Genomic DNA, 24,947 nt, shown 5'->3' with positions numbered 1-24,947 from the left:
TTTAACAACACCGACATGCGATGCGCCTTCGCTGCCCATGGCATGGCTTGCACTGCCGCTTTGCAACCTTCGATGCGGTTCACGCGAGCCGCTTAAAGCGTCGCGTCTATGCATACCGCTTAAACCCATTGATTCACCTCGCACACTTATTAATTGCGACAAATCGTCGCAATATGGAACCGGTTCCAACTATAATCTTGCCCGGCGCGAGACGGCGAAGCATGGAGCACTTCATTCAGCCGGCTCGTTGCAGCCGCACGGCCTGTTTGCAGTTGCTTGCAGCCGTCGTTCTTGCTGCGCACTTCCCGACAGGCCGTCCCAGAGCACAACGCCAACTTGCGGATGCCCACCATGAAACTTCGCGCCTCAACCGCCGCCGTGCTGCTCGCAGCCACGCCCGCGGTGTATGCCCAAACCAGTGTCACGCTGTACGGCCGTGTGGACGGCGGCCTCGAATACCTGAATCACGTCGCCAACGCATCCGGCGGCACCTCAACGCGCTGGAGCGCCGAAGGCGGCGACTGGGGCACCAGCATGCTGGGGCTCAAGGGCGTCGAAGACCTGGGCGGCGGCCTCACGGCGCTGTTCGATCTGGAAACCGCTTTACAGATCATGAACGGCACCACCGGCGGCGGCCGCATGTTTTCGCGGCGCGCCTACGTCGGCTTGAGCGACGAACGCTGGGGCCGCGTGCAGATGGGCCGCAACCTCTTTATCGATAGCGACGGCGTCTGGGAATTCGATCCGCTCGTGCAGCAGGCCGTGTCGTCGGCGTCGCTCGTGCGCGGCCGCAACTGGCAGCAGACGAGCAACAACGTGGAGTACCACAGCCCGGTATTCGGCGGCTTCGACGTGCAAGGCCAGTACGCGTTCGGCAACCAGTCGCGCGGCTTCAATTACGGCGCGCCCGACGACTTCGGCCGCTCGGACGGCATCATGCTCACGTACCACTCGCCGCTCTTCGACGTGCGCGGCATCTACGACGAGTTGCGCGATCCGAACGGCCGTTTCAGCAATATCTTCACGGCGTCGCGCGAATATTTCGTGGGGGCCAACGTGCGTGTGTCGAAGTTCAAGTTCCAGGGCGCTTACACGCATTACGCGGCACCGGACACGCCCGCAGGTCTCGCCGACAGTGCAGACCACTACTGGCTTGGCGCAACGTATCAGGCGAACCAGGGCTGGGCCGTAACGGCCGCGGGCTTCTACATCAAGGTGGGCGAAGGCGCAGGCGATGCCGCGCACGACCCTTCAGGCCACGCCACGCTCTATGTGCTGGGCACGACCTACAACCTCAGCAAGCGAACGTTTCTTTACGGGACCGTGGCGTATCTGCGCAACAGCAGCCACGCAAACTTCTCGGTGTTCGCCACGCCGCGCGACGCGAATCCGAACACGAGTCCGCTCGCGGGCGAATCGCAGACGGGTGCTTACGTGGGGATGATGCATAACTTCTGACATAGCCGCGCGAGGCTGCTCGAATGCTGACGCATGTTGTGGCTTCTTGCGAGGGCGGGGTCGTTTTTTGCTACCGCCCGAATGCAATGCAGTGGATCCAAAGTTGGCTGCGGCGGCGATGTTTCATCGCGCCGTTCGTGCCTGTCATTACGCTTTCGTCATTACGTTTTTATTAACGCGGCCTTTGCCGGGCTTTCACCGGCACATCACGGCACATCCCTCAAAGGACGATCAATTGACACGAGATGAACCACCGATCGCCAGCAGCAGCGAAGCGTCCGCGTCCCCCGCGTCCGGTACGCACTACACGCGGCGCCATTGGCTGCAAGCCACGCTCGCTCTCGCCGCGGCGAGTCTGACCGGCTCCGCCACGCTCACAGCGCTCGCACAAAGCCCTGCCAGCGGCGCAGACAGCGGCCAGGCGCTCGACGCGTTCATGACGCTCTCGCAGTCGCTCACGGGCAAGAGCGGGCTGGACCGCGCAGTCGGTGCGCGGCTCGTCGCGGCCCTGCAAAAGAAGACGCCTGATCTCGCGCAGCGCGTGCCGCAGATTGCCGGCGCGCTCGCGTCCGGCTCGCTGAAGCCCGACGACGAAGCGCTCGCGCTGAAAATTCTCACGGCCTGGTACATGGGTGTGGTGGACGACACAGTCGTCACGTACGAGCAGGCGCTGATGTTCAGCGTGGTGTCGGACACGCTCGTCATTCGCACCTACTGCCCCAACAAGCCCGGCTTCTGGGCGTCGAAACCTGTCGAGAGGCAATCCTGACCATGGCCGACACACTACAAGCCGATATCGTCGTGGTGGGCTCGGGCGTGGCCGGCGCGCTCGTTGCGCATCAGCTCGCGCTCGCCGGCAAGTCGGTAATCATGCTCGAAGCCGGGCCGCGCCTGCCGCGCTGGGAAATTGTCGAACGCTTTCGCAACCAGTTCGACAAGATGGACTTCATGGCGCCGTACCCGTCCACACCGTGGGCGCCGCATCCCGAATATGGCCCGCCGAACAACTACCTCATCCTGAAGGGCGAGCACAAGTTCAACTCGCAATACATCCGCGCGGTGGGCGGCACTACGTGGCACTGGGCGGCTTCCGCGTGGCGCTTCATTCCGAACGACTTCAAGATGAAGACCGTCTACGGCGTAGCGCGCGACTGGCCCATCCAGTACGACGACCTCGAGCCGTGGTACTACCGCGCGGAGCAGGAGCTGGGCGTGTGGGGGCCCAACGACGAAGACCTCTATTCGCCGCGCAAAGCGCCGTATCCCATGGCGCCGCTGCCGCTCTCGTACAACGAGGCGACCATCAAGTCGAAGCTCAACGCCTACGACGCGGCCTATCACGTCGTGACGGAACCCGTGGCGCGCAACAGCGTGCCCTACGACGGCCGCCCCACCTGCTGCGGCAACAACAACTGCATGCCGATCTGCCCGATCGGCGCGATGTACAACGGCATCGTGCACGTCGAGAAAGCCGAGATGGCGGGCGCGAAGCTGATCGACAACGCCGTGGTCTACCGGCTCGAAGTGGGCTCGAACAAGCGCATCGTCGCGGCGCTGTACAAAGACCCTCAGGGCATTTCGCATCGCGTGGAAGGCAAGTATTTCGTGCTTGCGGCCAACGGCATCGAAACGCCGAAGATCATGCTCATGTCCACGAGCCACGATTTTCCGAACGGCGTGGGCAACAGCTCGGACATGGTGGGCCGCAATCTGATGGACCATCCCGGCACCGGCGTGTCGTTCTACGCGGACGAAAAACTCTGGCCCGGACGCGGGCCGCAGGAAATGACCTCGCTGATCGGCTTTCGCGACGGTGCATTCCGTTCGCAACAAGCGGCAAAGAAGATCCACCTGTCGAACCTCTCGCGTATCGACCAGGAGACGCAGAAGATCTTCGGGCAGAAGAAGTTGCTCAAGCCCGCCGATCTCGACGCGCAGATTCGCGACCGCTCGGCGCGCTACGTGCAGTTCGACTGCTTCCACGAAATCCTGCCGCAGCCGGAAAACCGCATCGTGCCGAGCCGCACGGAAACGGATGCCATCGGCATTCCCCGCCCCGAGATCACCTACGCCATCGGCGACTACGTGAAACGCGGGGCCGCTCACACGCGCGAGGTGTACGCCACCGCGGCGAAAGTGCTGGGCGGCACGGAGGTCGAATTCCACGACGACTTCGCGCCGAACAACCACATCACGGGCTCCGTCATCATGGGCAGCGACCCGCGCAATTCGGTGGTCGACAAGGATTGCCGCACCTTCGACCATCCGAACCTGTTCGTTTCGAGCAGCGCGACCATGCCCACCGTCGGCACCGTGAACGTGACCTTGACCATCGCGGCGCTCGCGCTGCGCATGGCGGACCAGCTCAAAAAGGAAGTCTGACGTGCTCAAGAAGACCCTGTTCCTGATGCTCGCGGGCGCCCTGGCGGTCTCCGGTATGGCGCGTGCGGACGACTCCGCGCAATCCCCGCCCGGCGGCGACGCCGCGCTCGTGAAGCGTGGCGAATATCTCGCCGTGGTGGGGGACTGCATGGCCTGCCACACCGCCGCAAAGGGCAAACCGTTCGCGGGCGGCCTGCCGCTCAAAGTGCCCATGCTGGGCACGATCTACTCCACCAACATCACGCCGGACAAGAACACCGGCATCGGCACGTGGTCGTATGAAGACTTCGAACGTGCGGTGCGCAAGGGCGTGGCCAAAGACGGCCACAACCTGTACCCGGCGATGCCCTACGTCTCGTACGCGAAGATCGGCGACGACGACATGAAAGCGCTCTATGCCTACTTCGAGCACGGCGTGCAGCCCATCGACCAGCCGCAGCGCGCAAGCGACATCCCGTGGCCACTCAACATGCGCTGGCCGCTCACCGTGTGGAACTGGGTCTTCCTGAAAGAAGGCTCGTATCAGCCTAAGCCCGGCAAGAGCGTGGAGTGGAATCGTGGCGCGTACCTCGTGCAGGGTCTCGCACACTGCGGCACGTGCCACACGCCGCGCGGCGTCACGATGCAGGAGAAAGCGCTCGACGAAACGGGCAGCGGCTTTCTTTCGGGATCCGTACTTTCGGGATGGGACGGCTACAACATCACATCGGATGCAAACAGCGGCATCGGATCATGGACCGACGCGCAGCTCACACAATATCTGCGCACGGGCAGCGTACCGGGCGTCGCGCAGGCCGCGGGCCCGATGGGCGAAGCCGTGGAGCACAGCTTCTCGCATATGACCGACGCGGACGTGAAGGCCGTGGCCACCTACATTCGCACGGTGCCCGCCGTGAGCGACGGCAGCACGAAGCCGCGCTACGCATGGGGCCAGCCCGTGGACGACGTCGCGACACTCCGCGGGGTCGGCTTCAACAACGCGACAGATCCGGCGCGGCTCTATCTGGGCAATTGCGCGACTTGCCACCAGGCTCACGGCGAAGGTTCGCCCGATAGCTACTACCCGTCGCTGATGCGCAACTCGACGGTAGGCGCACCGAACCCGAACAACCTCGTCCAGGTCATTCTGCACGGCGTACAGCGCAACGCGGCCGGCAACAACGTCAGCATGCCGGCGTTCGCGGCCGACCTGAACGACGCGCAGATCGCGGCCCTCACCAATTACGTGACGGCGCACTTCGGCAATCCAGCCGCGAAGGTGACGGAGAAGGACGTCGCGAAGCTGCGGTAATCGTTCGCGGTTACGCTGCCGGGTTCTCGCTTGCAGGATCGTACGGCAGCACCTTTTCCTGCTCGTCGGGCCGGTTGCGCGCAACGATCGCGCGCGCCGGCGCCGTGTCGCTGAGATTGAACGGCTGATGCGGTACGCCCGGCGGAACGAACAGAAAGTCCCCCGCTTCCGTGATGACGGACTGACGCAAGCCTGGCCCGTATCGTGTTTCCACGCGACCTTCCAGCACGTAGATGCCTGTCTCGTAGCCGCAATGCACGTGAGGCTCGGCGTGTCCGCCGGGCGGTACCACGACGAGGTGCATCGAAAGCCCGCGCGTGCCCGCGGTCACTGCCGAGAGGCCGACGAAGTAAGGCAGGCGCTGCACCGTGCTGATCTCTCTGTCGGCATGTACCACGACGAGGGGCGCGTTGGCGTCGTCGATATCGTCTTGCATGAACACTCCTTTTTCTGCCGTTGCAAAGGGTTCATCACGAGAGCGGCCGCACGAGGTGCAACAAACCCGCATTCCTGTGCAATGCCGCGAAGCGCCGCCTCCAACTAGTGCCTCTCGTCTAATCCAACGTATTTCGTTAGATGTACTGCGCTCTTTCACGGGACATACTCTATGCTCCCTCTTCATCTATCGGCATCGGGATAGTCCTGTACGAAGCCCGCCGATCGAACAACAACTCGAAATGGAGGGAGACAAACATGAAGCGTTCAATACGTTCCCGATTCGCTGCGGGCGCATTTGCCTGGGCCTTGACCGGTGCCTCGCTCGCAGGATGGACAGCACTGCTCGCCATTAGCTCGACCCCGCCGGTACACGCCCAGACCGCCCCCACCAGCGACTATGCGGCCACGCGCTATCCGATCATCCTCGTGCACGGTCTCTCCGGCACGGACAAATACCTCGGTGTACTGGATTACTGGTACGGCGTGCAGCAAGACCTGCAAAGCCGTGGCGCCACCGTCTACGTCGCCAATCTCTCAGGGTTCCAGAGCGACACGGGACCCAACGGACGCGGCGAGCAGTTGCTGGCTTACGTGAAGCAGGTGCTCGCGGCAACAGGTGCAAGCAAGGTCAATCTGATCGGTCACAGCCAAGGCGGGCTGACCTCACGTTATGTCGCAGCGGTCGCGCCGGATCTTGTTGCATCCGTCACGACCATCGGCACGCCGCATCGCGGCTCCGAATTCGCCGACTTCGTGAAGAACCTGCTGGCCACCGACCCCACCGGCCTCTCCAGCGTCGCGGCGGCACAATTCTTCAACCTCTTCGGTACGCTTACCAACAGCACCAACAATTCCAATCAGGACGCGTTAGCCGCGCTCAACACGCTGACCACCACCAGCGCCGCTGCATTCAACACACAGTACCCGAGCGCCGGGCTCGGCGCACCGGGTTCATGCCAGACAGGCGCACCCACGGAGACGGTAGGCGGCAACACACACCTGCTGTATTCGTGGGCGGGCACGAATGTCCAATCGGCAGGCACGTTGTTCGGCGCAACAGCCACACGCGACGCGAGCACGATTCCGCTTGTCGATCCGGCCAATGCGCTCGACCCGTCCACGCTCGTTCTGCTCGGCACGGGCACTGTGATGATGAATCGCAATTCAGGTCCGAACGACGGTCTCGTCTCGATGTGCAGCTCGCTGTACGGCAGCGTGCTGAGCACGAGCTACAAGTGGAATCACCTCGACGAAATCAACCAGCTGCTCGGCGTGCGCGGCGCGTATGCGGAAGATCCGCTCGCCGTGATTCGCACGCACGCGAATCGCCTGAAACTGGCCGGCGTGTAACCATGCCCCTGCGTTCGCGCAGTACGCCGCGTAGGCGGCGCATCAGGTCGGTCACGGCAATCGGGCTCGCCGTCTGCGTCGTCTTCGGGCTCGCAGCGGCGGGCGTGGCGTGGTACGGGACGACAGCCGCAAACGAAAGCGCCAATCGCGCTTCCAACGGCAACTCGTCCGGTCCCGCCCACGCCGCCGTCGCGCAGATGCGCAATGCCGCGGCACAGCTGCCGAATCTGCCCACGTCCCTCGCGGGTTCTTCCGCGCCGCGTTTGCCGCTTGATGCCGGCGGCCATCTCGCGAAGTCGCGCGCGGTGCGCGACTTCTTCGACTATTGCCTGAGCGCACAAAGCGATCTCAGTTCGGGTGCGCTCGACGCACTGGTAAAGCGCGAAATCGCGGCGCAACTCGACGGCACGGCCGCGCAGGCTGAAGCGCTCGACGTGTGGCAGCGGTATCGCGCGTATCTGGCTGCGCTCGCGTCGCTACCGGATGGCGGCGCAGATTCTGCCGGCAAGCTCGATATCGCTTCCGTTCAACTCGCGCTCGATCAACGCGAAGCCATTGCGAGCCGCACGCTCGGCGAATGGAGCGCGCCCTTCTTCGGCGCCGAACTGCAGCACCAGCGCTACGAGCTTTCACGGCTGAAGATTGCACGGAACTCCACGTTGACGGAGGCACAGAAGGCGCAGCAACTCGCGGCGCTCGATCAATCGCTATCGCCCGAGGAACGCCCCACGAAGGAACGCGTACAACGACAACAGGCGGCCATCTCGCAGATCGCGCAATTGCAGGAGTCGGGCGCCTCGCCCGAAGAAACGCGCGCGCAACTCACGCAAACACTCGGGCCCGACGCCGCCCAGCGAGTGGTCCAGATGGAGCAGGAAGAGACCGACTGGCGCGACCGCTACGCGAGCTACGCTGCGCAGCGCGCGCAGATCGAAGCCCAAGGGCTGGCGCCGCAGGTCCGCGATGCCCAGATCGCCCAACTGCGGCAGCGCGTGTTCACGAAGCCCGGCGAGGCGCTGCGAGCCGCATCGCTCGATGGCGGCGGCGGTTCCCACTGATGGCTTCGCGCGGAACCGGCGGCCGCCGGCGTGAACCACGTAGCAGTTATCCCCACATTTTGTTCGCAAGCTTGTGAACAACCTTTGCACAAATCCGCCAAGGCGTTGAGCGGAAAGGCCTATTCGTCGCGGCGGCAAATTGCGTCACGACGCCCTGCGGGCAATGGACCACCACTTGCCATCATTTGCGCCGACACACGCGAAGCGCCATGCCCCACTCAAGCCAAAAGCGAAGTCGTCAGACGTCTTGTCACGATGTTATGCAAAAACATGTGCATGAAATGTAAACATGATGGCAATCAAACATGCATCGTGAACGCCGCCTTATTACCCTGGTAGATTGCCTGGATTTCCCTCAAGTCGATGGGGTTAATGCCGTTAAGACCTGTAGCGATGAACAGGACGTGCGTTTTGCCCGCGTCCTCAATGCAAGGAACGACATGCGCAACAACCAGCCCATCACCCAGCAGGAATACGATTACTCCGCGTCGCAAATGCTCGTCTCCGCGACCGATCTCAAAGGCCGCATCCAGTACTGCAACCCGGCGTTCATCGCGGTTTCCGGCTATACGAAAGAGGAGCTGATCGGCAAGCCGCACAACCTGATCCGCCATCCCGACATGCCCGCCGAGGCATTCGCAGACCTGTGGACGACGATTCAGGCCGGCCGCCCCTGGACGGCCCTCGTCAAAAACCGACGCAAGAACGGCGATCACTATTGGGTCGCGGCCAACGTCACGCCGGTGACGGAGCGCGGTCAGGTGGTGGGGTATCTCAGCGTGCGCACGAAGCCGTCGCGCGATGAAATCCGCGAAGCCGATGCGCTCTACGCGCAGATGCGCGAAGGCACGCTGCGCGGCCGCAAGCTGCGGCGCGGGCTCGTGGTTCGCACGGGACTGCTGGGGCTCGTCGACGCGGTCATGCGCGTGCCGGTCGCGAAGCGCGCCGTGCTGGGCTACGGCGCCGGTCCCGGCGCGCTGCTCGCGGCAGGCGTTGCCGCGTGGCAAGGCATTCCGCCCACGCCGTTCTGGATGGCGTTCGCGGCCAGCTGCCTCGCAAGCCTTGTCACGTGGCGCGTGCTCGTGAGCCATGTCGGCAAACCTATCGACGAGATGAAGCGCGTTTCGGCCCAGGTGGCCGCGGGCGACCTGACCGCGGACGTCCAGGTCATTCGCCACGACGATCTGGGCGAAGTGCTGCTCGCCCTGAACCAGCTGAAGGCGAATCTCACGGCGATCGTGCTGGACGTGCGCCAGCAGATCGACGGCATGCTCGACGCCGCCCGCGAAATCTCGACCGGCAACCTCGATCTCTCGCGGCGCACGGAGCTGCAGGCGGCATCGCTCGAAGAAACCGCCGCCACGATGGACCAGCTGACCACCACCGTGCAAGCCAATGCCGAAGCCAGCGCACGAGCGCTCGACCTCGCGCGCGAAGCGCAGGCGACGGCCGCCGAAGGCGGCGCGATGGCAGGCCAGGTGGAACGCACCATGGCCAGCATCACCGACGCATCGAAGCGGATTACCGATATCACGGGCGTGATCGACGGCATCGCGTTCCAGACCAACATCCTCGCGCTCAACGCCGCCGTGGAAGCGGCGCGGGCAGGCGAAGCCGGGCGTTCGTTCGCCGTGGTGGCGGGCGAAGTGCGGATGCTGGCGCAACGTTGCGCGGCATCGGCGAAGGAAATCAAGGAAGTGGTGGAAGCGAGCGTGAACGAAGTGGCTCAGGGCACGCAGCTTGTCGCGCGCACCACGGCGCAGATGCGCTCCATCGACGAAGCCGTGGCCCGCGTCTCCTCGATCATCATGGAAGTCGCCAACGCGAGCGGCGAGCAGGCCGAGGGCATCCGCCAGGTGAATCAGGCCGTCTCGCATCTGGACAGCGCCACGCAACAGAACGCCGCGCTCGTCGAGCAGGCCGCGGCGACGGCCACGCGCCTCGTGGAGCAGGCGGACGTGCTCGACGAAGCCGTGCGTCTCTTCACGCTTCCGAATGTGGCCAGCAACGGCAAACCGACAACGTCGGGCAGTGCGTTCCGTGCTAAGAAGGTCGAAGCACAGCGCGAAAAGGCGCCCGAGGCAGAGGAAATTCCGGCCTGACCGGCTGACCTCGATCCACTGAGCCCGGCGGCTGAACGCGGCGGCCGGCCCGATTGATCTGAAAGATCGGCGTAAGTCCCATCTCGACAGGGTAGGTCAATCGGGTCAGGATGCGATTGTCAGGGCCCGGCACGCGGGCTGGCTGACCCGAGTAACAACGGCGTTTGAACGGCCCATCCGGCGAAAACGGACGGGCCGTTTTTTTGTCCCATAGCGCCAGCCTGACGTTGCTGCCGCTCACGTCCCGCCGAACAGGTTCATCTGGCGCGCCGCCGGCTGTTCGTTACCTTCCAGCGCAAGCAACGCCTCCTTGCGCTCGATGCCGCCGGCATAGCCGGTCAGCTCTCCATTGCCGCCAATCACACGATGGCACGGCACGATGATGGCGATCGGATTGCGTCCGTTGGCGGCGCCCACGGCGCGTGCCGCGCCCAGCCCCAGGCCGAGGCGGTCGGCAATACGTCCATAGCTCTCCATCTGTCCATAGGGAATTTTCACGAGCTCGTCCCAGACGCTGCGCTGGAACGCCGTGCCGTGCGCGCGCAGCGGCACGGTGAAGCGCCGCCGTGTGCCCGCGAAATACTCGCCGATTTCGTCGCGCGCCTGCAGCAGCACGCGCAGCGTGGGCACGGGCGAATCGGCTGAGCCCATGGCCGGATCGGACGGTGCGTACTTTTGACCGACGAAGAACACGCCTGTCAGCGCGTCGTGCGCCGCGCGCAACAGGACGTTGCCGAGCGGGCTCGGCATGGTGAGCCAATGCGCTTCGCTATCCAATGTCATGCGGCTCCCGGGGCGCTGCCGCCCAATCCGGTCCAGATCTTTCAGATGATAGGCGCCTTTTGCGCGGGGAGCGCCTGGCTATGGCGCCCGGCTGGCAACCGCCGGACGGCACGCGGCAATGACACCGCCATGACATGGCGGCGGAAAACGACCACCGTCGCGTGCACCGTCGCGGGGCACGCAAAAATGCGGCAGTTGCGCGAAGACTCGCGTTACACTGCTTCGACAACGCGGCGCGGCAGTCACCGCGCGGTTCACGGCGGGCCGGCCCGAACGTCAGTCAGGCGCGCCGCGGGCGGGCAAACGCGAGCGATACGTGTATGCGCGGTCGCATACACAAGGTGCGATGGCCAACCCGCACAATGAATCGATCAACAACGGAAGAGGACAACAGCAATGCGCACGACCGGGTCTTCCGGGGCCATGACCCTGCTAACCGAACACGACGACGCGACGGGGCGCGAGGTACGCACGCTGCGGCTCGAATCGTCGGAAGACGGCAAGAGCATTCTTCTCATCGAGGTCGATGAACGCAAGCCGGGCGTGCACCGCGAAGTGCGTTACGAGATCACGCCGGCCGAGCTGATTGCCGCTATCCGCGCCCAGGGCGCCGAACTGCCCGGCGAATCGCACAGCCGCTAAGCGCACGAGGAGCATGCCATCCCGCTGGCGGCGCGCCACCCATGCCGCCAACCGTCGCTAACTGTCGCTAATCGTCCAACCCCAACACGCTTTCCGTTCGCTTCCTGCATGCTGCGCCGCACTTGAATTTCCGGCGCAGCGATCGCATTTCAGGGGACATTTTCATACCTCGAAAATGCGTCCATAATTCTTGACTCCCCTACCCGCTTCCCGCCCGAAAGGCTCAGGAAGTAAGCCGATGCTACATGACCTCGTCGCGCAGTACGGGCCTGCCATCGTCTTCGCCAATGTGCTCGCCGCTTCGCTCGGGTTGCCCGTGCCCGCGCTGCCCACCCTCATCCTGTTCGGTGCCATGGCGGCCATGCATCCCGGATCGGTCGGCACGCAGGTGATTCCCGTGCTCGTGCTGTCCGTATTCGCCACGCTGATCGGCGACAGCGCCTGGTTCCTGGCGGGCCGCATCTACGGCGGCAACACGCTGAAGACCATTTGCCGGCTGTCGCTCTCGCGCGATACCTGTGTGAAAAAGACCGAGCGTTTCTTTGGCCGCTGGGGCGTGCGCGTGCTCGCGGTATCGAAATTCGTGCCGGGGCTTTCCATTGTGTCCGTGCCGATGGCCGGGGCAATGGGCACGCCGTACCGCGCCTTTCTCGCGTTCGACAGCATAGGCGCCGTGCTGTGGGCCGGTCTCGGGCTGATCATCGGCGTGGTGTTTGCGCAGCAGATCGACATGCTGTTCGCGGGCGCGGGGCGCCTCGGGCGCATGGCGGGCGTCGTGGTGGCCGTGCTGCTCCTGCTGTATGCGTCGTACCGCTGGTATCGCCGTCGTCAGCTGCTCAAGAAGCTCGCGGCTGCGCGCATCGAAGTGAACGAGCTGGGCAACCTCATCCAGGCCGGGACTTCGCCGGTGTTGTTCGATATCCGCTCGGATGAAAAGCGCAAGCTCGACCCGTACGTCATTCCGGGGTCGGTGTTCGCGGACGAGCGCCAGCTGGACGACATCATCCAGCGGTATCCGCGTGACCAGAAGCTCGTTATCTATTGCTCGTGTCCGAACGAAATTTCGGCGGCGTGGATGGCGAAACAGCTCAACGAAGCAGGTTTCAACGACGTGCTGCCGCTGCGCGGCGGGCTCGACGCCTGGCGCGATGCGGGCCAAACGCTCGAGCCGCTTGCCACGCCGCCGGCCGAACCAATGGCGGACGTCGGCATCGAGCCGAAACCGGTCTAGCCGCATCGCCCACGTGCGGGCGCAAGCCACTGGCGGCCCGCGCAGGCACCGCGAGGGGCGCTCCGGCGTGCGCGCTGCGGCGGTCCTGCCGAACGAACAAGGAGCGCAGTCTGATGAGTTCCATCGAGGAAGTGGAAGTACGCAACGACTCCGCCCCCGTGGTCGCCGAGGCACCGTTCTCGTCGCTCGCCACGCGGCGTCACCAGATGTTTCCGCAGCTCACCTGCGAAGAGATCGACCGGCTGCGCCGCTTCGGCGAAGTCCTGCATTGGGAAGCGGGCGAGACATTGTTTCGCACCGGCGAGCCGGGGCCCGGCATGTTCGTGGTGCTCAAAGGCTCCGTCAAGGTCTTTCAGCGCGATGGTCTCGGGCGCGAGCGGCTCATCAACGAACACCGTGAGGGCAACTTTCTGGCCGAGGTCGGCCAATTGTCCGGGCGGCCGGCGCTCGTGGACGGCATGGCGCTCGAGCACGTCGAGGCGCTGCTGATTCCGCCCGACCGTCTGCGCGCGCTGATCGTGGCCGAAGCGGAACTGGGCGAGCGCATCATGCGCGCGCTGATCCTGCGGCGCGTGGCGCTGATCGAAAAGGGCGCGGGCGGCCCGATTCTCGTGGGTAAGCGCCACGATCCGCGGCTGGTCGGCCTGCAAGGTTTCCTCACGCGCAACAGCCACCCGCATTCGGTCATCGACGAAAGCGACGAAGACGCGTTGCATCTCATCGAGCAGTTCGCCGCACGCCCCGAAGACCTGCCCATTGCAATCTGCCCCGACGGTTCCGTGCTGCATCACCCGAGCGCGCCGGAACTCGCCACCTGCCTCGGTCTGCTGCCCGATCTCAACGACTCGCCCGTGTACGACGTGGCCGTCGTGGGCGCCGGCCCGGCTGGGCTCGCCACCGCGGTGTACGCGGCGTCCGAAGGACTTTCCGTCATCGTGCTCGACGCCCGCGCGCCGGGCGGCCAGGCGGGCGCCAGCTCGCGCATCGAAAACTATCTCGGCTTTCCGACCGGCATCTCGGGCCAGGCGCTCGCGGGACGCGCGTTCGTGCAGGCGCAGAAGTTCGGCGCGCACGTGGCGATTCCCGTGAAGGTGAAGCGGCTGCATTGCGACGAGCTTCCGCATCGGCTGGAAACATGCAGCGGCAACGTGGCCGCGCGCGCCATCGTGATTGCGAGCGGCGCGGTGTACCGGCGGCCCGCCATCGAAGGGCTCGACCGCTACGACGGGCGCGGCGTGTATTACTGGGCGTCGCCCGTGGAAGCCAAGCTCTGCAAGCGCGAAGAGATCGTGCTGGTGGGCGGCGGCAATTCCGCGGGGCAGGCCGTGGTCTACCTCGCCACGCACGCGAAGCACGTACACGTGCTCATTCGCCGAAGCGGCTTCGAAGCCACGATGTCGCGCTACCTGATCGACCGCATCGCGTCGCTGCCCAACGTGACCGTGCATCCGCATACGGAAATCGCGCGGCTCGAGGGCGACGAAGCCGGGCTTTCGTCGGTGTGGCTGAAGTCGCCGCTGCGCGACGGCACCGATCACTTCGATTCGCGCCACCTGTTCCTCTTCACGGGTGCCGATCCGAACACGGAGTGGCTGCATACCTGTGGCGTGGAGCTCGATCCGAAGGGCTTCGTGCTGACCGGCGCAGAGGCCGATCCCGGCGGTTCGGCATGCGATCTCTCCACGTCGGTTGAAGGCGTCTATGCCATTGGCGATGCGCGCGCCGGCTCCACCAAGCGCGTAGCCGCTGCGGTGGGAGAAGGTGCGCAGGTGGTCGCGCAGATCCATCAGATGCTGGCCGTGCTTGCAGGCGAAGCGGTGCCGGCCGCTGCATAGGCACGCATCGGCACATAAGCGCAAAGCGGTCGCGCCGGCTTCACGGCGCGGCCGCGGCATACAACTGCTTACAAACCTCACACATTCCGCGTGCACCGCACGCGGTCTCCACGCGTTTTTGCGAGCACCTACCCATGGAGCTTGCTATGAGCGCAAACCTCACCCCCGACGTCCCGCAACGCAATCGCCTGCACCCGCTGGTCGCGGGGGCGGCTGTCTCCGTGATTCTCGCGAGCGCCGCCGGCGTCGCGGCCATGACGGGCATCCTGCCGCTTTCGAAGGCGAGCACCGCCGAACCGGCAGCCATGCAAAGCGCCAGCGCGCCGGTTGTCGGCGCCGCGTCGACGACTGCGTCCGCCGTCCAGGCCGCACAACCCGCGCCGACGTACGCGCAGACCGCACCTCGCACTGCACCCGAGCAGGCGCCGGCACGGCCGAAGCCGCATCACTATCGCGCGCCGCAAACCACCTACTCGAACGGCGGCGAGGCCCAGCCCTATGCACAGCAGCGTCAGCCTGCAATCGACCCGTACGTGGGTGAGGTCGCCTCCATCACGCCGGTGCAGACAGCCGAGCCGACCACGGGACTCGGCGCACTCGGCGGCGCCGTGGCGGGCGGTTTGATCGGCAACCAGATCGGCAACGGACGCGGCCGCACGGTAGCGACCATCGCCGGCGCGCTCGGCGGCGGCCTCGCGGGCAACGGCATCGAGCATGCGGTGCGCAAGGCCACGACGTATCAGGTGCAGGTGCGCATGCAGGACGGCAGCTATCGCAACTTTACGTATCAAACGCCGCCTTCGGTCCAGGTGGGCGAGCGCGTACGCGTGGAAGGCGATTCGCTGGTCGGCGCCTGATCGTTCTAGCTATACGACACGTGCCTCGTCGCGCGGGCCGCTCTTCATGAGGGACCCGCGCGCACGCTTCAGAAGCGCAGGCAGCGGACAAGCGGCAATCGGGCTACAGTAACGCCAGCCCGCGCCTCGCCGCCCCGCACTGATGCACCTGGACACAGCCGGCACCGCGGTTTTCAACGACAAGAACGAATACCCGCGTGAAGCCGCTCCCGCTCTCCGCCGCCCGCACCCTGCATCTGGCCGCTCAAGGTCTCGCCACGCCGCCCCGCCGCAAGGCCACCAAGGACGACGTGCTTGCCGCCATCCGACGCATGGCGCAGTTGCAGATCGACACGATTCACGTCGTGGCGCGCAGCCCCTACCTCGTGCTGTTCAGCCGGCTCGGCCCTTACCTGCCGCAGTGGCTCGACGAACATCTGGCCGAACGACGGCTCTTCGAATACTGGTCGCACGAGGCGTGCTTCGTGCCCATCGAGGACTACGGGCTGCTGCGTCATCGCATGCTCGACCCGGCCGGCATGGGCTGGAAATACGCGGCCGAGTGGCACGACAAGCATCGCAACGAGATCGCGAATCTGCTCGAACACATTCGTGCGAGCGGTCCGGTGCGGTCCGCGGACTTCGCCCGCGAAGGCGGCAAAGGCAACGGCTGGTGGGACTGGAAGCCGGAGAAGCGGCATCTGGAGGTGCTCTTCACCACGGGCGAGCTGATGGTCGCCGAGCGCCGCAACTTCCAGCGCGTCTACGATCTGGCCGAGCGCGTGCTGCCCGAATGGAACGATGCGCGCGACTTGCCGTTGCGTGAAAGCGCCGAACGCGAACTTCTGCGGCGCACCTGCCGCGCGCTCGGCGTCGTGCGAGCCGATTGGGCCGCCGACTATTACCGGCTGCCAAAGCGCCCTTATGCAAACGACCTGCACGCCCTCGCCGACGAAGGCGAACTCGTGCCGGTGCGCGTGGACGGCTGGAAGCAGGACACCTTCGTGCATCGCGACGTGGCCCCGCTCATGGACGACGCCTCGCAAGGCAGCGTTGCGTCGACGGTGACCACGGTGCTTTCGCCATTCGATCCGGTGGTGTGGGACCGCAAACGCGCGCTGGCGTTATTCGATTTCGATTACGCGATTGAATGCTATGTGCCGGCGGCGAAGCGCAAGTATGGCTACTTCGTGCTGCCACTGTTGAGCCGGGGGAAGCTCGTGGGTCGGGTGGACGCCAAGGCTCATCGGGCGGAAGGGGTGTTCGAACTGAAGTCGGTACATCTGGAACCGGGCGTACGCGTAAGCGGCCGGCTCACCGACGACCTGCGGCGTGCCCTGCAGCGCTGCGCCGACTGGCATGGCACACCGCAGCTTCAGGTGACGGCCGGCCCGCGCGAACTCGTGAAGGCGTTGCGCGCGAGCGGCTGAATTGTGGGTTCGCCGCTCGCCGGCTCACGCTACGCGCTCAACGATCGATCTTCACGCGCAGCTCGCGCGCCGTCTCGAGCAGGCCTTCGTATCCGGACCGCGCGTGCTCGGGTAGATCCGGATCTCCCACCAGCGCGCCCAGCGTTTCGATCAGGCTGTACAGGATGCCCTTCGCGGCGCCCGCCGCCATGCTGCCCGACTTCACGCCTTCATCCACGTGAGAAAGTGCGGCGTCTAGATGCTCGAAATCGGCCGGCGTCGTGCCGCGCTTGTCTTGCGTCTTGTCCTGAATGTCGTGCTTTTGCGAACCATCGCTCGTCATGATGAACTGCCTCTCGTTGCTGTGAACCGGTATGCGGATGAACGGCCGTAAGCCGATCGGTAATGTCGGTTATATACCGATCGGCTTCGGCCGTCCATTCGGTAGCGCAAGACGCGCGATGGTTCGCACGGCGATCTGGGTGCGCGCTTTCCGGGTCCCGAAAATTCTCACCTTTGCGTGTTGAGGCGATTACGCTTACCACGTGATGGGCGTTGATTGCCATGTTCGACGCTATCGCTCGTCGTGCTGAAATGCCTTGAAAAACAGGGGTCTTCGCATTAAGCGACGCAATGCGAAGGTGAGCGCCCGGCGTACGTATCCCTCTCGAAGCGGTCTTGCATCGGCGGTCCTGAAAACGCTCACCTTTCGCGCACACGCGCTTCGAGCCGCCCGTGCCTCCGCTCGATTGCAGACTCCGCTTGCCGCACCAGCGGCGCCGTCGGACCAATGGCCAGGCTTGCATCGAACGATGCCCCACCTCGCTCGCTCCTTTCCGGATTATCGAGAATACCCCTTGAAATCAAGGCTCTTTTGAGCAGCGGACGTGTGGCATCGGCTGCGGTCCATGTTCCGCCACGCGACGAAGCACAGCATCGCTGTTGCGCGTGAGGCAAGCAGCAAGCTCGTTCGCATTGCTACTAACCGCAGCACAGCGCACCGTGATGCGAGCCATCGCGCACCCCCCGAAAATCCTCACCTTTCGTCGTTCGTAGGTCAACCGCAAGGCGCCGAAACGAGCGGTAAACACCGTCTGTGTCCGGTCGCTTGACGCTCCCTCATGCCGGTTTCAGACTGGACGCCCTTCCCCGCACACGCTCTCATCGCCATGCCGTCCACCATCCCGTTTGTCCCCGGCCGCTTTCACGATGCCGCCGCGCATTACCTGGCGGGGCGGCCCGCCTATTCGCCAGGCTTGATCCGCCGCGTCGCGCAGGCGCGTCGGCTGGACGGCACGCAGCGGCTACTCGACCTGGGCTGCGGTCCCGGTCAGCTATCGCTCGCGTTTTCGACATGGGTGGCAAGCGCAGTCGCCATCGACCCCGAGCCCGCCATGCTCGACATGGCCACGCAACTCACGGCGGGCGTTGCGCCCAACATCGAATATCGCCAGGGAAGCTCCTACGATCTCTCGCCTGAGTTGGGCCGTTTCCAGATCACGGTGATCGGCCGCGCGTTTCACTGGATGGATCGCGCCGATACCCTCGCGCGTCTCGATGGTCTGATGGATGCGAGCGGCGCCGTCGTGCTGTTCAACACGTCGATACTCGACGACCCGCTGAACTCGTGGTCGGCGCAGTACCGGGCGCTGCTGGATCAATACGCGAACCGCGACCCCGCGCGTGCGCAGCGCCGCTCGGAGGATTGGGAAAGCCACGACGACGTGCTCTCGCAATCGCCGTTCGCATCGCTTGAACGGATATCGGTGGTGGAGCGAAGACGGGTCTCGGTGGAGCAGTTGAAGGCGCGTCCGCTTTCCATGTCGAGCCTCTCGCGCGAGCGGCTGGGCGAAGCGCAAGACGAACTGCTGAACGCCATCGACGAACTTCTGCGCGAGCACGCAAACGTTGGCTGGCTCACGGAGCGCGTCGAGTCGACGGCTCATATCGCGACGCGATAGTCAGCCGAAGCGCGGTCTGTACGTTGCGCAGCCAGTTGCAGACCGCGTTCGTCCAGCGGCTTGCCGCTAGAAGAGTCGCGGCGTGCCCACCCACACGAGCACGGCTTCTTCGTTGCCCGTGTTCGTCCAGCTATGCGGCACCGTGGATTCGTAGTGCGCGCTGTCGCCGGCTTGCAGCACGAAGGTCTTGCCTTCGAGCGTGAGCGACATCTCGCCGGAAATCACGTACAGGAACTCTTCGCCCGCGTGCGTCGTGACCTCGGACTCGTGCTGCCCCGTGGGCATGCGCACCAGAATGGCTTCCAGCTGCCGCCCGCCCGTGACGTTCGTCATGCGGGCGAACAGGTCGGCCGAATCGGCAAAGCCGAAGAACTTGAGGTCTTCCTTGCGGCACACCGAACGTTCTTCGCTGGGCGTATCGACGAAGTACTGCACCTTCACGCCGAGCGCCGAGGCGATACCGACCAGCGACGTAATAGAAGGTGTCGCAAGGCCACGCTCCACCTGCGACAGGAACGGCTTTGAAATCCCCGCGGCCGTTGCCGTTTCATCCAGCGTGCGTCGCAACCTGAGCCTTAACGAACGGATCTTGCTACCCAGTTCGACGGCTGGGCCCATCTTTTCGCTACTTGAAGCCATGGCAGGACGAGAAGCGCCGTAAAAATAGTTTGGTCTTGGTTAATCAAGTTTGATATTGAGCGCCCCGCGCTTCACGCGTTTTGATCGAGACGAACCTGCTATCTTGCCAGAAAGCCAACCTGAATTGGCTTCACAAAAAGGTAGTGCAAGCCCCTGGTTCGGCCCGTTTCAGCGCAGGACGGATGGCCAGATCAGCGCTGTTTCTACCGGACCGGCCGCTCCTGGGTTCCCGTAAATCCTCACCTTTCAGCCTTTCAGGACAAGGACGTCATCATGGCAAAGATCGGTTTCATCGGACTCGGCATCATGGGCGCGCCCATGGCGCTCAACCTTCAGAAGGGCGGCCACACGCTATTCGTCTACAAGCGCAGCGGCGAATTGCCGGCCGGTCTCGCGCAAGGCGGGGCAACGCGCTGCAAGTCGTCGAAGGAAGTCGCGCAAGAGGGCGAGTTCATCATCACGATGCTGCCGGATACGCCCGACGTGGAAGCCGTGCTGTTCGGCGCCGACGGCGTGGCAGATGGGCTCGCGCCCGGCAAGACGGTGATCGACATGAGTTCCATCGCGCCGCTGCAAACGAAGGCGTTCGCGCAAAAGATCGCGGCGCTCGGTTGCGATTATCTCGATGCGCCGGTGTCGGGCGGCGAAGTGGGTGCCAAGGCCGCCACGCTCACCATCATGGTGGGTGGAAGCGACACTGCCTTTCAGCGCGCAAAGCCACTCTTCGATTTGATGGGCAAGAACGTCACGCTGGTAGGCGAGAGCGGCGCGGGACAGACCTGCAAGGTGGCCAATCAGATCATCGTTGCGCTCACCATCGAGGCGGTGGGGGAGGCGCTGCTGTTCGCCTCGAAGGCCGGCGCCGACCCCGCACGCGTGCGCGAGGCGCTGATGGGCGGCTTCGCGTCGTCGCGAATTCTGGAAGTACACGGCGAGCGCATGATCAAGCGAACTTTCGACCCGGGCTTTCGCATCGAGCTGCATCGCAAGGACCTGGGGCTCGCGCTCGAAGGCGGCAAGGCAATGGGCGTGCCGCTGCCGAACACGGCAACGTGTCAGCAGCTTTTCAGCCTGTGTCACGCGCACGGCACGGGGCAGCTCGACCACTCGGCGCTCGTGCGGGCGCTCGAAATCATGGCGAATCACACCGTGGCGTGATGCGGCGCCACGGCGGCGTTGAAGTCGCGTGTCGCGATGCGTGCCTCGCACGGGCGCAAGGCCTCGCAGGAACTCACACGCAACGCGATGTAAGGCACGCCGTCAATCAAACCGGTGCGGCGCCCCGAAGACCGGGCGCCGCACCGCGTTGAACCACTCCGTTCAGCGTCAGCGAAACATTACTTCGCCAACGCACCACGCAACGCCGCGTTCGCCTGGCTTACCGCGCCACGCGCCGCCGGCGTATTGGCCAGCGCGTTCAGCATCACGAAGTCGTGAATCGTGCCGTTGTATCGCACCGACGTGACCGGCACGCCCGCTTGCGTCAGCTTGCGTGCATACGCTTCGCCTTCGTCGCGCAGCACGTCGTTTTCGTCGGTGATCACGAGCGCGGGCGGCAGGCCCTTGAGATCGTCCAGGCTCGCGCGCAGCGGCGACGCCGTGATCTTCGCGCGGTCAGCTTCGTTGGGCGCGTACGCGTCCCAGAACCACTTCATCGCGGCCTTCGTCAGCCACGGGCCGTTCGCGAATTCGTTATACGAGCCGTCGTCGAAGTTGGCGTCCGTCACCGGATAGAACAGCACCTGGTAGCGCAGCTTCGGACCACCGCGCTCCTTCGCCAGCAGCGTGACCGCCGCCGTCATGTTGCCGCCCACGCTGTCGCCAGCCACGGCAATACGGTTTGCGTCGATGCCGAATTCCGCCGGATGCTTCGCCACGTACGCCGTCGCGGCATACGCCTGCTCGATGGGCACGGGGTACTGTGCTTCGGGCGAACGGTCGTAGTCGACGAAGATTACGGCCACGTGCGCGCCGTTGGCGATCTCGCGAATCAGACGGTCGTGCGTGTTCTTGTCGCCCAGCACCCAGCCGCCGCCGTGGAAGTACACCACCGCGGGCAGCACGCCCTTCGCGCCCTTCGGCTTCACGATGCGCACCGCGACTTTGCCGGTGGGACCTACGGGCAGCACGCGGTCTTCCTCTTGCGCCGGCAGCTTCGCCACGGGCTGCGACTGCGCGCCCGCCAGCACGTTGCGGGCGTCGGCCGGCGAGAGCGTGTAGATGGGCGGGCCTGCGTGCGCGGCAAGGCTGTCGATGAAAGCCTGTGTGGTGGGCTCGAGCACCGGCGCGGCCTGCGCGGCGGTCGAAGCGACGGCCGCGCCGAGCGCGGCTGCAATGGCGAGTTTCTTGAAGGCGACCACGATGTTGCTCCTTGTTCGAACGGGCGATGACGGCGGGCCTACGCGTTGTCGTTGAGCGCGGCGTCACCGCGTCATCGCTCGAAGCTATCTACCAATAGGTAGAATGAGTGATCCAAAAAAAGGCCCTTCCCTGCAGCTCCGGAAGAACCCTCCAGATTTCGTGCGGCTACGTCAGCGCTCGGCGCGAGCCTTAGAGCACAACGAGCTTCACGTCGATGTTGCCGCGCGTCGCGTTCGAGTACGGGCACACGATATGAGCCGCTTCGACGATACGTTCCGCGGTTTCACGCGCGAGACCAGGCAGAGAGATGCGCAGTTCCACCTCGATGCCGAAGCCCGTCGGAATCGCGCCGATACCCACGCTGCCTTCAACGGAGCCGTCGGCCGGGAATGCGACCTTCTCGTGCGCCGCAACGAACTTCATGGCGCCGAGGAAACACGCCGAGTAGCCCGCAGCGAACAGTTGCTCGGGGTTCGTGCCTTCGCCGCCCGCGCCGCCCAGTTCCCGCGGCGTGGTGAGCTTCACATCCAGCACGCCGTCCGACGACGTTGAACGGCCATCGCGGCCACCGGTTGCACGGGCATGAGCGCGGTACAGCACTTTTTCGATCGACATGATTGACTCCTGAGTTGAGAAGAGAACGTCCACTGTGCTTCGATTCGACTAAAAACTATCTACTACTAGATAGACAACAGAACACAAAAACACTCGTCATCGGCGCCTGCCAAGATCTTTGTCTTGCGTGCGCCCCCTACGCATTCGTCATGCAATCTTCACAGCATTGACCACGTCGTCGAGCCGCGCCTTCGAGTGAAACAGGCGGCTTGCCAACACGCTGCCCTGGAACGACGCATACAACGCACGCGCTGCGCTTTCCACCTTGCCGTTCACGCGCAGCGTGCCGCGTGCTTCGCCTTCGGCCAGGACACCGGCCAGCCAGGCTTCGTTCGTCTTGAAGAACGCCTGCACCGCCTGGCGCACGTTGTCGGGCAGCGACTCGATGTCCGCGGCCAGCATGCCGCACAGGCAGATCTGATCGCCGTTGCCCATCACGAGGCCGAACTGCTTCGCGTAACGCTCCAGCTTCTTTTCGGGCGGCAGCGCTTCGTCGATACCGCGCAACGCGGAAAGCACTTCCGAGCTGTACACGTTCACCGCTTCGAGCACCAGGTCTTCCTTCGTCGGGAAGTAGTAGTGAATGCTCGACGTCTTCACGCCCACCAGGTCCGCAAGGTCGCGATAGCTGAAGCCGTTGTAGCCCCGCGTCATCAGTAATGACTGGGCGTGCTGCAGAACCTGATCGCGGACAGTTGGCGTTTCCATGGGTCGAACTATATCTATCGATTAGTAGATAGTCAAGTAGAAATTTTCGGTAACGCGAGCGAGGCACCTGTCCCTCATTCGCAGCGCCGCGTCAGGCGGTCGATCTCGCGCAGGAAAACCCTGGAAGCGAGGTGGCGGCACTCAAGTGATTTCAGGCCCTTGCCGTTAATGCCGGCCATATACCTCCGCGTTGCGAACCGGCGCTGCTCACCCGCGCCGTGCACCGCACGAGCGTTCGAACTTACCCACAGACACAAGCCCATCATGTTTTCACGTCTCTCCATCACGGCGCGCCTGTTCGCCACATTGGGGCTGGTCGGCATGCTCACCATCGCGACCGGGCTGCTGGGCCAGGTCGGCATGCGCAGCTCCAACGAGGCGCTCAAGGAAGCGTATTCGCACCAACTGGCATCGTCGATTGCCATTGGCAAAGCGAACCTGAATCTCACGATCGTTCGCACGACGTTGGACCGCGTGCTGCTCCATCCGGACTCGCCCGACCGTTCCGCGCTGATCGACAAGGCGCTCAACTACCTTGCGGTTTCCGACCGCGCCTGGGCCGACTACCAGCACGTTCAGCGCGGGCCGGACGAACAGGCGCTCGCCGACGCCGTGAGCAACGCGCGCAGCACGTTCCTTCAGCAAGCCATCCTGCCGATGATCGACGCGATGAAGCGCGGCGACCACGACGCAGCGGACAAAATCGCGATGACCGTCGTGCCGCCGTTTTCGGTTGCGCTCACGAAGTCGTCCGACGCCCTGGCGGCCTGGCAGCTCAAGGCCGGTCAGGACGCCTTCGATTCGGCCCAGCAGCAGTCCGCCACGCTGCGCGGCGCCGGCATCGCGCTGATCGTGCTGGGGCTCGTGATGTGCGTGGTGTGCGCAATCGGCCTGCAGCGCTCCATCTCGCGGCCGCTTTCGGAAGTGCTCGCGCACCTTCAGCGCATTGCGCGCGGCGACCTCACGAACCGGCTGGAAGCGCGTTCGCACGACGAGATGGGCCAACTCGTGAAGGGGCTCGGCGCGATGCAGTCCGGCCTCGTGGAGACGGTGCAGCAGGTCATGCGCGGCTCCGAATCGATCACGCAGTCCACGCGCGAGATCGCCGCCGGCAACAACGACCTCTCGCAACGCACCGAAGAACAGGCCGCGTCGCTGCAGGAAACCGCGGCCAGCATGGAGCAGCTCACGTCCACCGTGAAGCAGAACGCCGACAACGCGCGACAGGCGCACGGCCTCGCCGAACAGGCGTCGCAGATCACGGCGCGCGGCGCGACCGTGGTGAGCGACGTGATCGGCACCATGAGCGACATCGACCGCAGTTCGCAGCGCATCGTCGACATCATTGGCGTCATCGAGGGCATCGCGTTCCAGACCAACATCCTCGCGCTGAATGCGGCCGTGGAAGCGGCGCGCGCCGGCGAACAGGGCCGCGGCTTCGCCGTGGTGGCGAGCGAAGTGCGCTCGCTCGCACAGCGCTCGGCGGTGGCCGCCAAGGAGATCAAGGAACTGATCGGCGATTCGGTGGACCGCGTCACCGCAGGCTCGCGGCTCGTGGGCACGGCCGGCGAAACGATGGAGGAAATCCGGCGCGCTATCGCGCAGGTGGCGGGCATCATGAACGAGATCTCCGCGGCATCCAACGAGCAGAGCGACGGCATCGAGCAGGTCAATGTCGCGGTCTCGCAGATGGACCAGGTGTCGCAGCAGAACGCGGCGCTGGTCGAACAGGCGTCGGCTGCGGCGATGTCGCTGGAGGAACAGGCGAGCGCGCTGCAGCAGGCGGTGTCGAAGTTCCGGCTCGCTTACTGATCCGCGCATTGAGCGCCCGCACGGAGGGGTGCACCG

Annotated in this window: 22 protein-coding genes; 15 read left to right on the top strand and 7 right to left on the bottom strand. The window is 64.7% G+C overall.

The window, feature by feature from the left end; genetic code table 11:
- Nucleotides 1-351: 351 nt before the first annotated feature.
- The 4 genes from PKKP23_RS01865 to PKKP23_RS01850 all read left to right on the top strand — a co-directional run bounded on the left by PKKP23_RS01865 (nt 352) and on the right by PKKP23_RS01850 (nt 5,131).
- Entirely contained in the window at nt 352-1,458 is a 1,107-nt protein-coding gene (locus tag PKKP23_RS01865; protein ID WP_126875572.1) for a porin, read from the top strand.
- Between the two features lie 235 nt (nt 1,459-1,693).
- Nucleotides 1,694-2,227, top strand: a complete 534-nt coding sequence (locus PKKP23_RS01860) for a sugar dehydrogenase complex small subunit (RefSeq protein WP_126875571.1) — start codon at nt 1,694-1,696, stop codon at nt 2,225-2,227.
- A 2-nt stretch (nt 2,228-2,229) separates the two neighbouring features.
- Nucleotides 2,230-3,840, top strand: a complete 1,611-nt coding sequence (locus PKKP23_RS01855) for a GMC family oxidoreductase (RefSeq protein ID WP_126875570.1) — start codon at nt 2,230-2,232, stop codon at nt 3,838-3,840.
- Between the two features lies 1 nt (nt 3,841).
- Nucleotides 3,842-5,131 (top strand): c-type cytochrome, encoded by a 1,290-nt coding sequence (locus PKKP23_RS01850; protein ID WP_126875569.1) that lies wholly within the window; start codon nt 3,842-3,844, stop codon nt 5,129-5,131.
- A gap of 10 nt (nt 5,132-5,141) precedes the next feature.
- Here the strand turns inward: PKKP23_RS01850 and PKKP23_RS01845 are convergent, their stop codons facing one another.
- Nucleotides 5,142-5,567, bottom strand: coding sequence for a cupin domain-containing protein (locus tag PKKP23_RS01845; RefSeq protein ID WP_126875568.1), 426 nt, complete (start codon nt 5,565-5,567; stop codon nt 5,142-5,144).
- 257 nt (nt 5,568-5,824) lie between these two features.
- On the opposite strand from PKKP23_RS01845, the gene PKKP23_RS01840 reads away from it, so the two are divergent.
- The 3 genes from PKKP23_RS01840 (at nt 5,825) to PKKP23_RS01830 (ending at nt 10,079) form a co-directional block, all read left to right on the top strand.
- Nucleotides 5,825-6,919: an esterase/lipase family protein gene (locus PKKP23_RS01840; protein WP_126875567.1), complete on the top strand. Its 1,095-nt coding sequence runs from the start codon at nt 5,825-5,827 to the stop codon at nt 6,917-6,919.
- Between the two features lie 2 nt (nt 6,920-6,921).
- Complete coding sequence (locus tag PKKP23_RS01835; protein ID WP_126875566.1) at nt 6,922-7,977, top strand: lipase secretion chaperone; 1,056 nt, start codon at nt 6,922-6,924, stop codon at nt 7,975-7,977.
- A 440-nt stretch (nt 7,978-8,417) separates the two neighbouring features.
- Nucleotides 8,418-10,079: a methyl-accepting chemotaxis protein gene (locus PKKP23_RS01830; protein ID WP_017774210.1), complete on the top strand. Its 1,662-nt coding sequence runs from the start codon at nt 8,418-8,420 to the stop codon at nt 10,077-10,079.
- Nucleotides 10,080-10,316: 237 nt separating this feature from the next.
- Here PKKP23_RS01830 and PKKP23_RS01825 read toward each other — a convergent pair whose 3' ends face one another.
- Nucleotides 10,317-10,862: a methylated-DNA--[protein]-cysteine S-methyltransferase gene (locus PKKP23_RS01825; protein WP_126875565.1), complete on the bottom strand. Its 546-nt coding sequence runs from the start codon at nt 10,860-10,862 to the stop codon at nt 10,317-10,319.
- A gap of 396 nt (nt 10,863-11,258) precedes the next feature.
- On the opposite strand from PKKP23_RS01825, the gene PKKP23_RS01820 reads away from it, so the two are divergent.
- The 5 genes from PKKP23_RS01820 (at nt 11,259) to PKKP23_RS01800 (ending at nt 16,836) form a co-directional block, all read left to right on the top strand.
- Nucleotides 11,259-11,504 carry a hypothetical protein gene (locus tag PKKP23_RS01820; protein WP_026121314.1) on the top strand — a complete coding sequence of 82 codons (246 nt, stop codon included), beginning with the start codon at nt 11,259-11,261 and terminating at the stop codon, nt 11,502-11,504.
- Between the two features lie 238 nt (nt 11,505-11,742).
- Nucleotides 11,743-12,735 (top strand): DedA family protein/thiosulfate sulfurtransferase GlpE, encoded by a 993-nt coding sequence (locus PKKP23_RS01815; RefSeq protein WP_017774207.1) that lies wholly within the window; start codon nt 11,743-11,745, stop codon nt 12,733-12,735.
- Between the two features lie 113 nt (nt 12,736-12,848).
- On the top strand, nt 12,849-14,570 hold the full coding sequence (locus PKKP23_RS01810; protein ID WP_126875564.1) for an FAD-dependent oxidoreductase: 1,722 nt from the start codon (nt 12,849-12,851) through the stop codon (nt 14,568-14,570).
- 146 nt (nt 14,571-14,716) lie between these two features.
- Nucleotides 14,717-15,427, top strand: coding sequence for a glycine zipper 2TM domain-containing protein (locus PKKP23_RS01805; RefSeq protein ID WP_126875563.1), 711 nt, complete (start codon nt 14,717-14,719; stop codon nt 15,425-15,427).
- A 197-nt stretch (nt 15,428-15,624) separates the two neighbouring features.
- Nucleotides 15,625-16,836, top strand: a complete 1,212-nt coding sequence (locus PKKP23_RS01800; protein ID WP_126875562.1) for a winged helix-turn-helix domain-containing protein — start codon at nt 15,625-15,627, stop codon at nt 16,834-16,836.
- 37 nt (nt 16,837-16,873) lie between these two features.
- Here PKKP23_RS01800 and PKKP23_RS01795 read toward each other — a convergent pair whose 3' ends face one another.
- Complete coding sequence (locus PKKP23_RS01795; protein WP_017774203.1) at nt 16,874-17,158, bottom strand: hypothetical protein; 285 nt, start codon at nt 17,156-17,158, stop codon at nt 16,874-16,876.
- A gap of 826 nt (nt 17,159-17,984) precedes the next feature.
- Here PKKP23_RS01795 and PKKP23_RS01790 point away from each other — a divergent pair.
- Complete coding sequence (locus PKKP23_RS01790) at nt 17,985-18,776, top strand: class I SAM-dependent methyltransferase (protein ID WP_240658678.1); 792 nt, start codon at nt 17,985-17,987, stop codon at nt 18,774-18,776.
- 66 nt (nt 18,777-18,842) lie between these two features.
- Here the strand turns inward: PKKP23_RS01790 and PKKP23_RS01785 are convergent, their stop codons facing one another.
- Nucleotides 18,843-19,415, bottom strand: a complete 573-nt coding sequence (locus PKKP23_RS01785) for a cupin domain-containing protein (protein WP_026121313.1) — start codon at nt 19,413-19,415, stop codon at nt 18,843-18,845.
- 273 nt (nt 19,416-19,688) lie between these two features.
- On the opposite strand from PKKP23_RS01785, the gene PKKP23_RS01780 reads away from it, so the two are divergent.
- The gene (locus PKKP23_RS01780; protein WP_126875560.1) at nt 19,689-20,573 is read left to right on the top strand and encodes a 2-hydroxy-3-oxopropionate reductase; all 885 of its coding nucleotides are present in this window, start codon (nt 19,689-19,691) and stop codon (nt 20,571-20,573) included.
- 179 nt (nt 20,574-20,752) lie between these two features.
- Here the strand turns inward: PKKP23_RS01780 and PKKP23_RS01775 are convergent, their stop codons facing one another.
- The 3 genes from PKKP23_RS01775 to PKKP23_RS01765 form a co-directional block, all read right to left on the bottom strand.
- Nucleotides 20,753-21,775, bottom strand: coding sequence for an alpha/beta hydrolase (locus PKKP23_RS01775; RefSeq protein ID WP_126875559.1), 1,023 nt, complete (start codon nt 21,773-21,775; stop codon nt 20,753-20,755).
- A gap of 190 nt (nt 21,776-21,965) precedes the next feature.
- Entirely contained in the window at nt 21,966-22,391 is a 426-nt protein-coding gene (locus PKKP23_RS01770; protein ID WP_126875558.1) for an organic hydroperoxide resistance protein, read from the bottom strand.
- A 147-nt stretch (nt 22,392-22,538) separates the two neighbouring features.
- Entirely contained in the window at nt 22,539-23,099 is a 561-nt protein-coding gene (locus PKKP23_RS01765) for a TetR/AcrR family transcriptional regulator (RefSeq protein ID WP_042300648.1), read from the bottom strand.
- A gap of 264 nt (nt 23,100-23,363) precedes the next feature.
- On the opposite strand from PKKP23_RS01765, the gene PKKP23_RS01760 reads away from it, so the two are divergent.
- Nucleotides 23,364-24,911 (top strand): methyl-accepting chemotaxis protein, encoded by a 1,548-nt coding sequence (locus PKKP23_RS01760; protein WP_126875557.1) that lies wholly within the window; start codon nt 23,364-23,366, stop codon nt 24,909-24,911.
- Nucleotides 24,912-24,947 lie beyond the last annotated feature (36 nt).

Source organism: Paraburkholderia kururiensis JCM 10599 = LMG 19447 (assembly GCF_003986935.1).
Lineage (GTDB): Bacteria > Pseudomonadota > Gammaproteobacteria > Burkholderiales > Burkholderiaceae > Paraburkholderia > Paraburkholderia kururiensis.
The sequence above is the reverse complement of the archived record's forward strand: the minus strand, read 5'-3'. Positions and strand labels throughout refer to the sequence as shown.

What these genes read in the sequence shown, in the direction of transcription:
- PKKP23_RS01865 (WP_126875572.1), top strand. Translation starts at nt 352, where the DNA reads ATGAAACTTCGCGCCTCAACCGCCGCCGTGCTGCTCGCAGCCACGCCC.
- PKKP23_RS01765 (WP_042300648.1), bottom strand. Translation starts at nt 23,099, where the DNA reads ATGGAAACGCCAACTGTCCGCGATCAGGTTCTGCAGCACGCCCAGTCA.
- PKKP23_RS01825 (WP_126875565.1), bottom strand. Translation starts at nt 10,862, where the DNA reads ATGACATTGGATAGCGAAGCGCATTGGCTCACCATGCCGAGCCCGCTC.
- PKKP23_RS01760 (WP_126875557.1), top strand. Translation starts at nt 23,364, where the DNA reads ATGTTTTCACGTCTCTCCATCACGGCGCGCCTGTTCGCCACATTGGGG.
- PKKP23_RS01820 (WP_026121314.1), top strand. Translation starts at nt 11,259, where the DNA reads ATGCGCACGACCGGGTCTTCCGGGGCCATGACCCTGCTAACCGAACAC.
- PKKP23_RS01810 (WP_126875564.1), top strand. Translation starts at nt 12,849, where the DNA reads ATGAGTTCCATCGAGGAAGTGGAAGTACGCAACGACTCCGCCCCCGTG.
- PKKP23_RS01835 (WP_126875566.1), top strand. Translation starts at nt 6,922, where the DNA reads ATGCCCCTGCGTTCGCGCAGTACGCCGCGTAGGCGGCGCATCAGGTCG.
- PKKP23_RS01770 (WP_126875558.1), bottom strand. Translation starts at nt 22,391, where the DNA reads ATGTCGATCGAAAAAGTGCTGTACCGCGCTCATGCCCGTGCAACCGGT.
- PKKP23_RS01840 (WP_126875567.1), top strand. Translation starts at nt 5,825, where the DNA reads ATGAAGCGTTCAATACGTTCCCGATTCGCTGCGGGCGCATTTGCCTGG.
- PKKP23_RS01790 (WP_240658678.1), top strand. Translation starts at nt 17,985, where the DNA reads ATGCCGTCCACCATCCCGTTTGTCCCCGGCCGCTTTCACGATGCCGCC.
- PKKP23_RS01795 (WP_017774203.1), bottom strand. Translation starts at nt 17,158, where the DNA reads ATGACGAGCGATGGTTCGCAAAAGCACGACATTCAGGACAAGACGCAA.
- PKKP23_RS01780 (WP_126875560.1), top strand. Translation starts at nt 19,689, where the DNA reads ATGGCAAAGATCGGTTTCATCGGACTCGGCATCATGGGCGCGCCCATG.
- PKKP23_RS01815 (WP_017774207.1), top strand. Translation starts at nt 11,743, where the DNA reads ATGCTACATGACCTCGTCGCGCAGTACGGGCCTGCCATCGTCTTCGCC.
- PKKP23_RS01805 (WP_126875563.1), top strand. Translation starts at nt 14,717, where the DNA reads ATGAGCGCAAACCTCACCCCCGACGTCCCGCAACGCAATCGCCTGCAC.
- PKKP23_RS01830 (WP_017774210.1), top strand. Translation starts at nt 8,418, where the DNA reads ATGCGCAACAACCAGCCCATCACCCAGCAGGAATACGATTACTCCGCG.
- PKKP23_RS01785 (WP_026121313.1), bottom strand. Translation starts at nt 19,415, where the DNA reads ATGGCTTCAAGTAGCGAAAAGATGGGCCCAGCCGTCGAACTGGGTAGC.
- PKKP23_RS01845 (WP_126875568.1), bottom strand. Translation starts at nt 5,567, where the DNA reads ATGCAAGACGATATCGACGACGCCAACGCGCCCCTCGTCGTGGTACAT.
- PKKP23_RS01855 (WP_126875570.1), top strand. Translation starts at nt 2,230, where the DNA reads ATGGCCGACACACTACAAGCCGATATCGTCGTGGTGGGCTCGGGCGTG.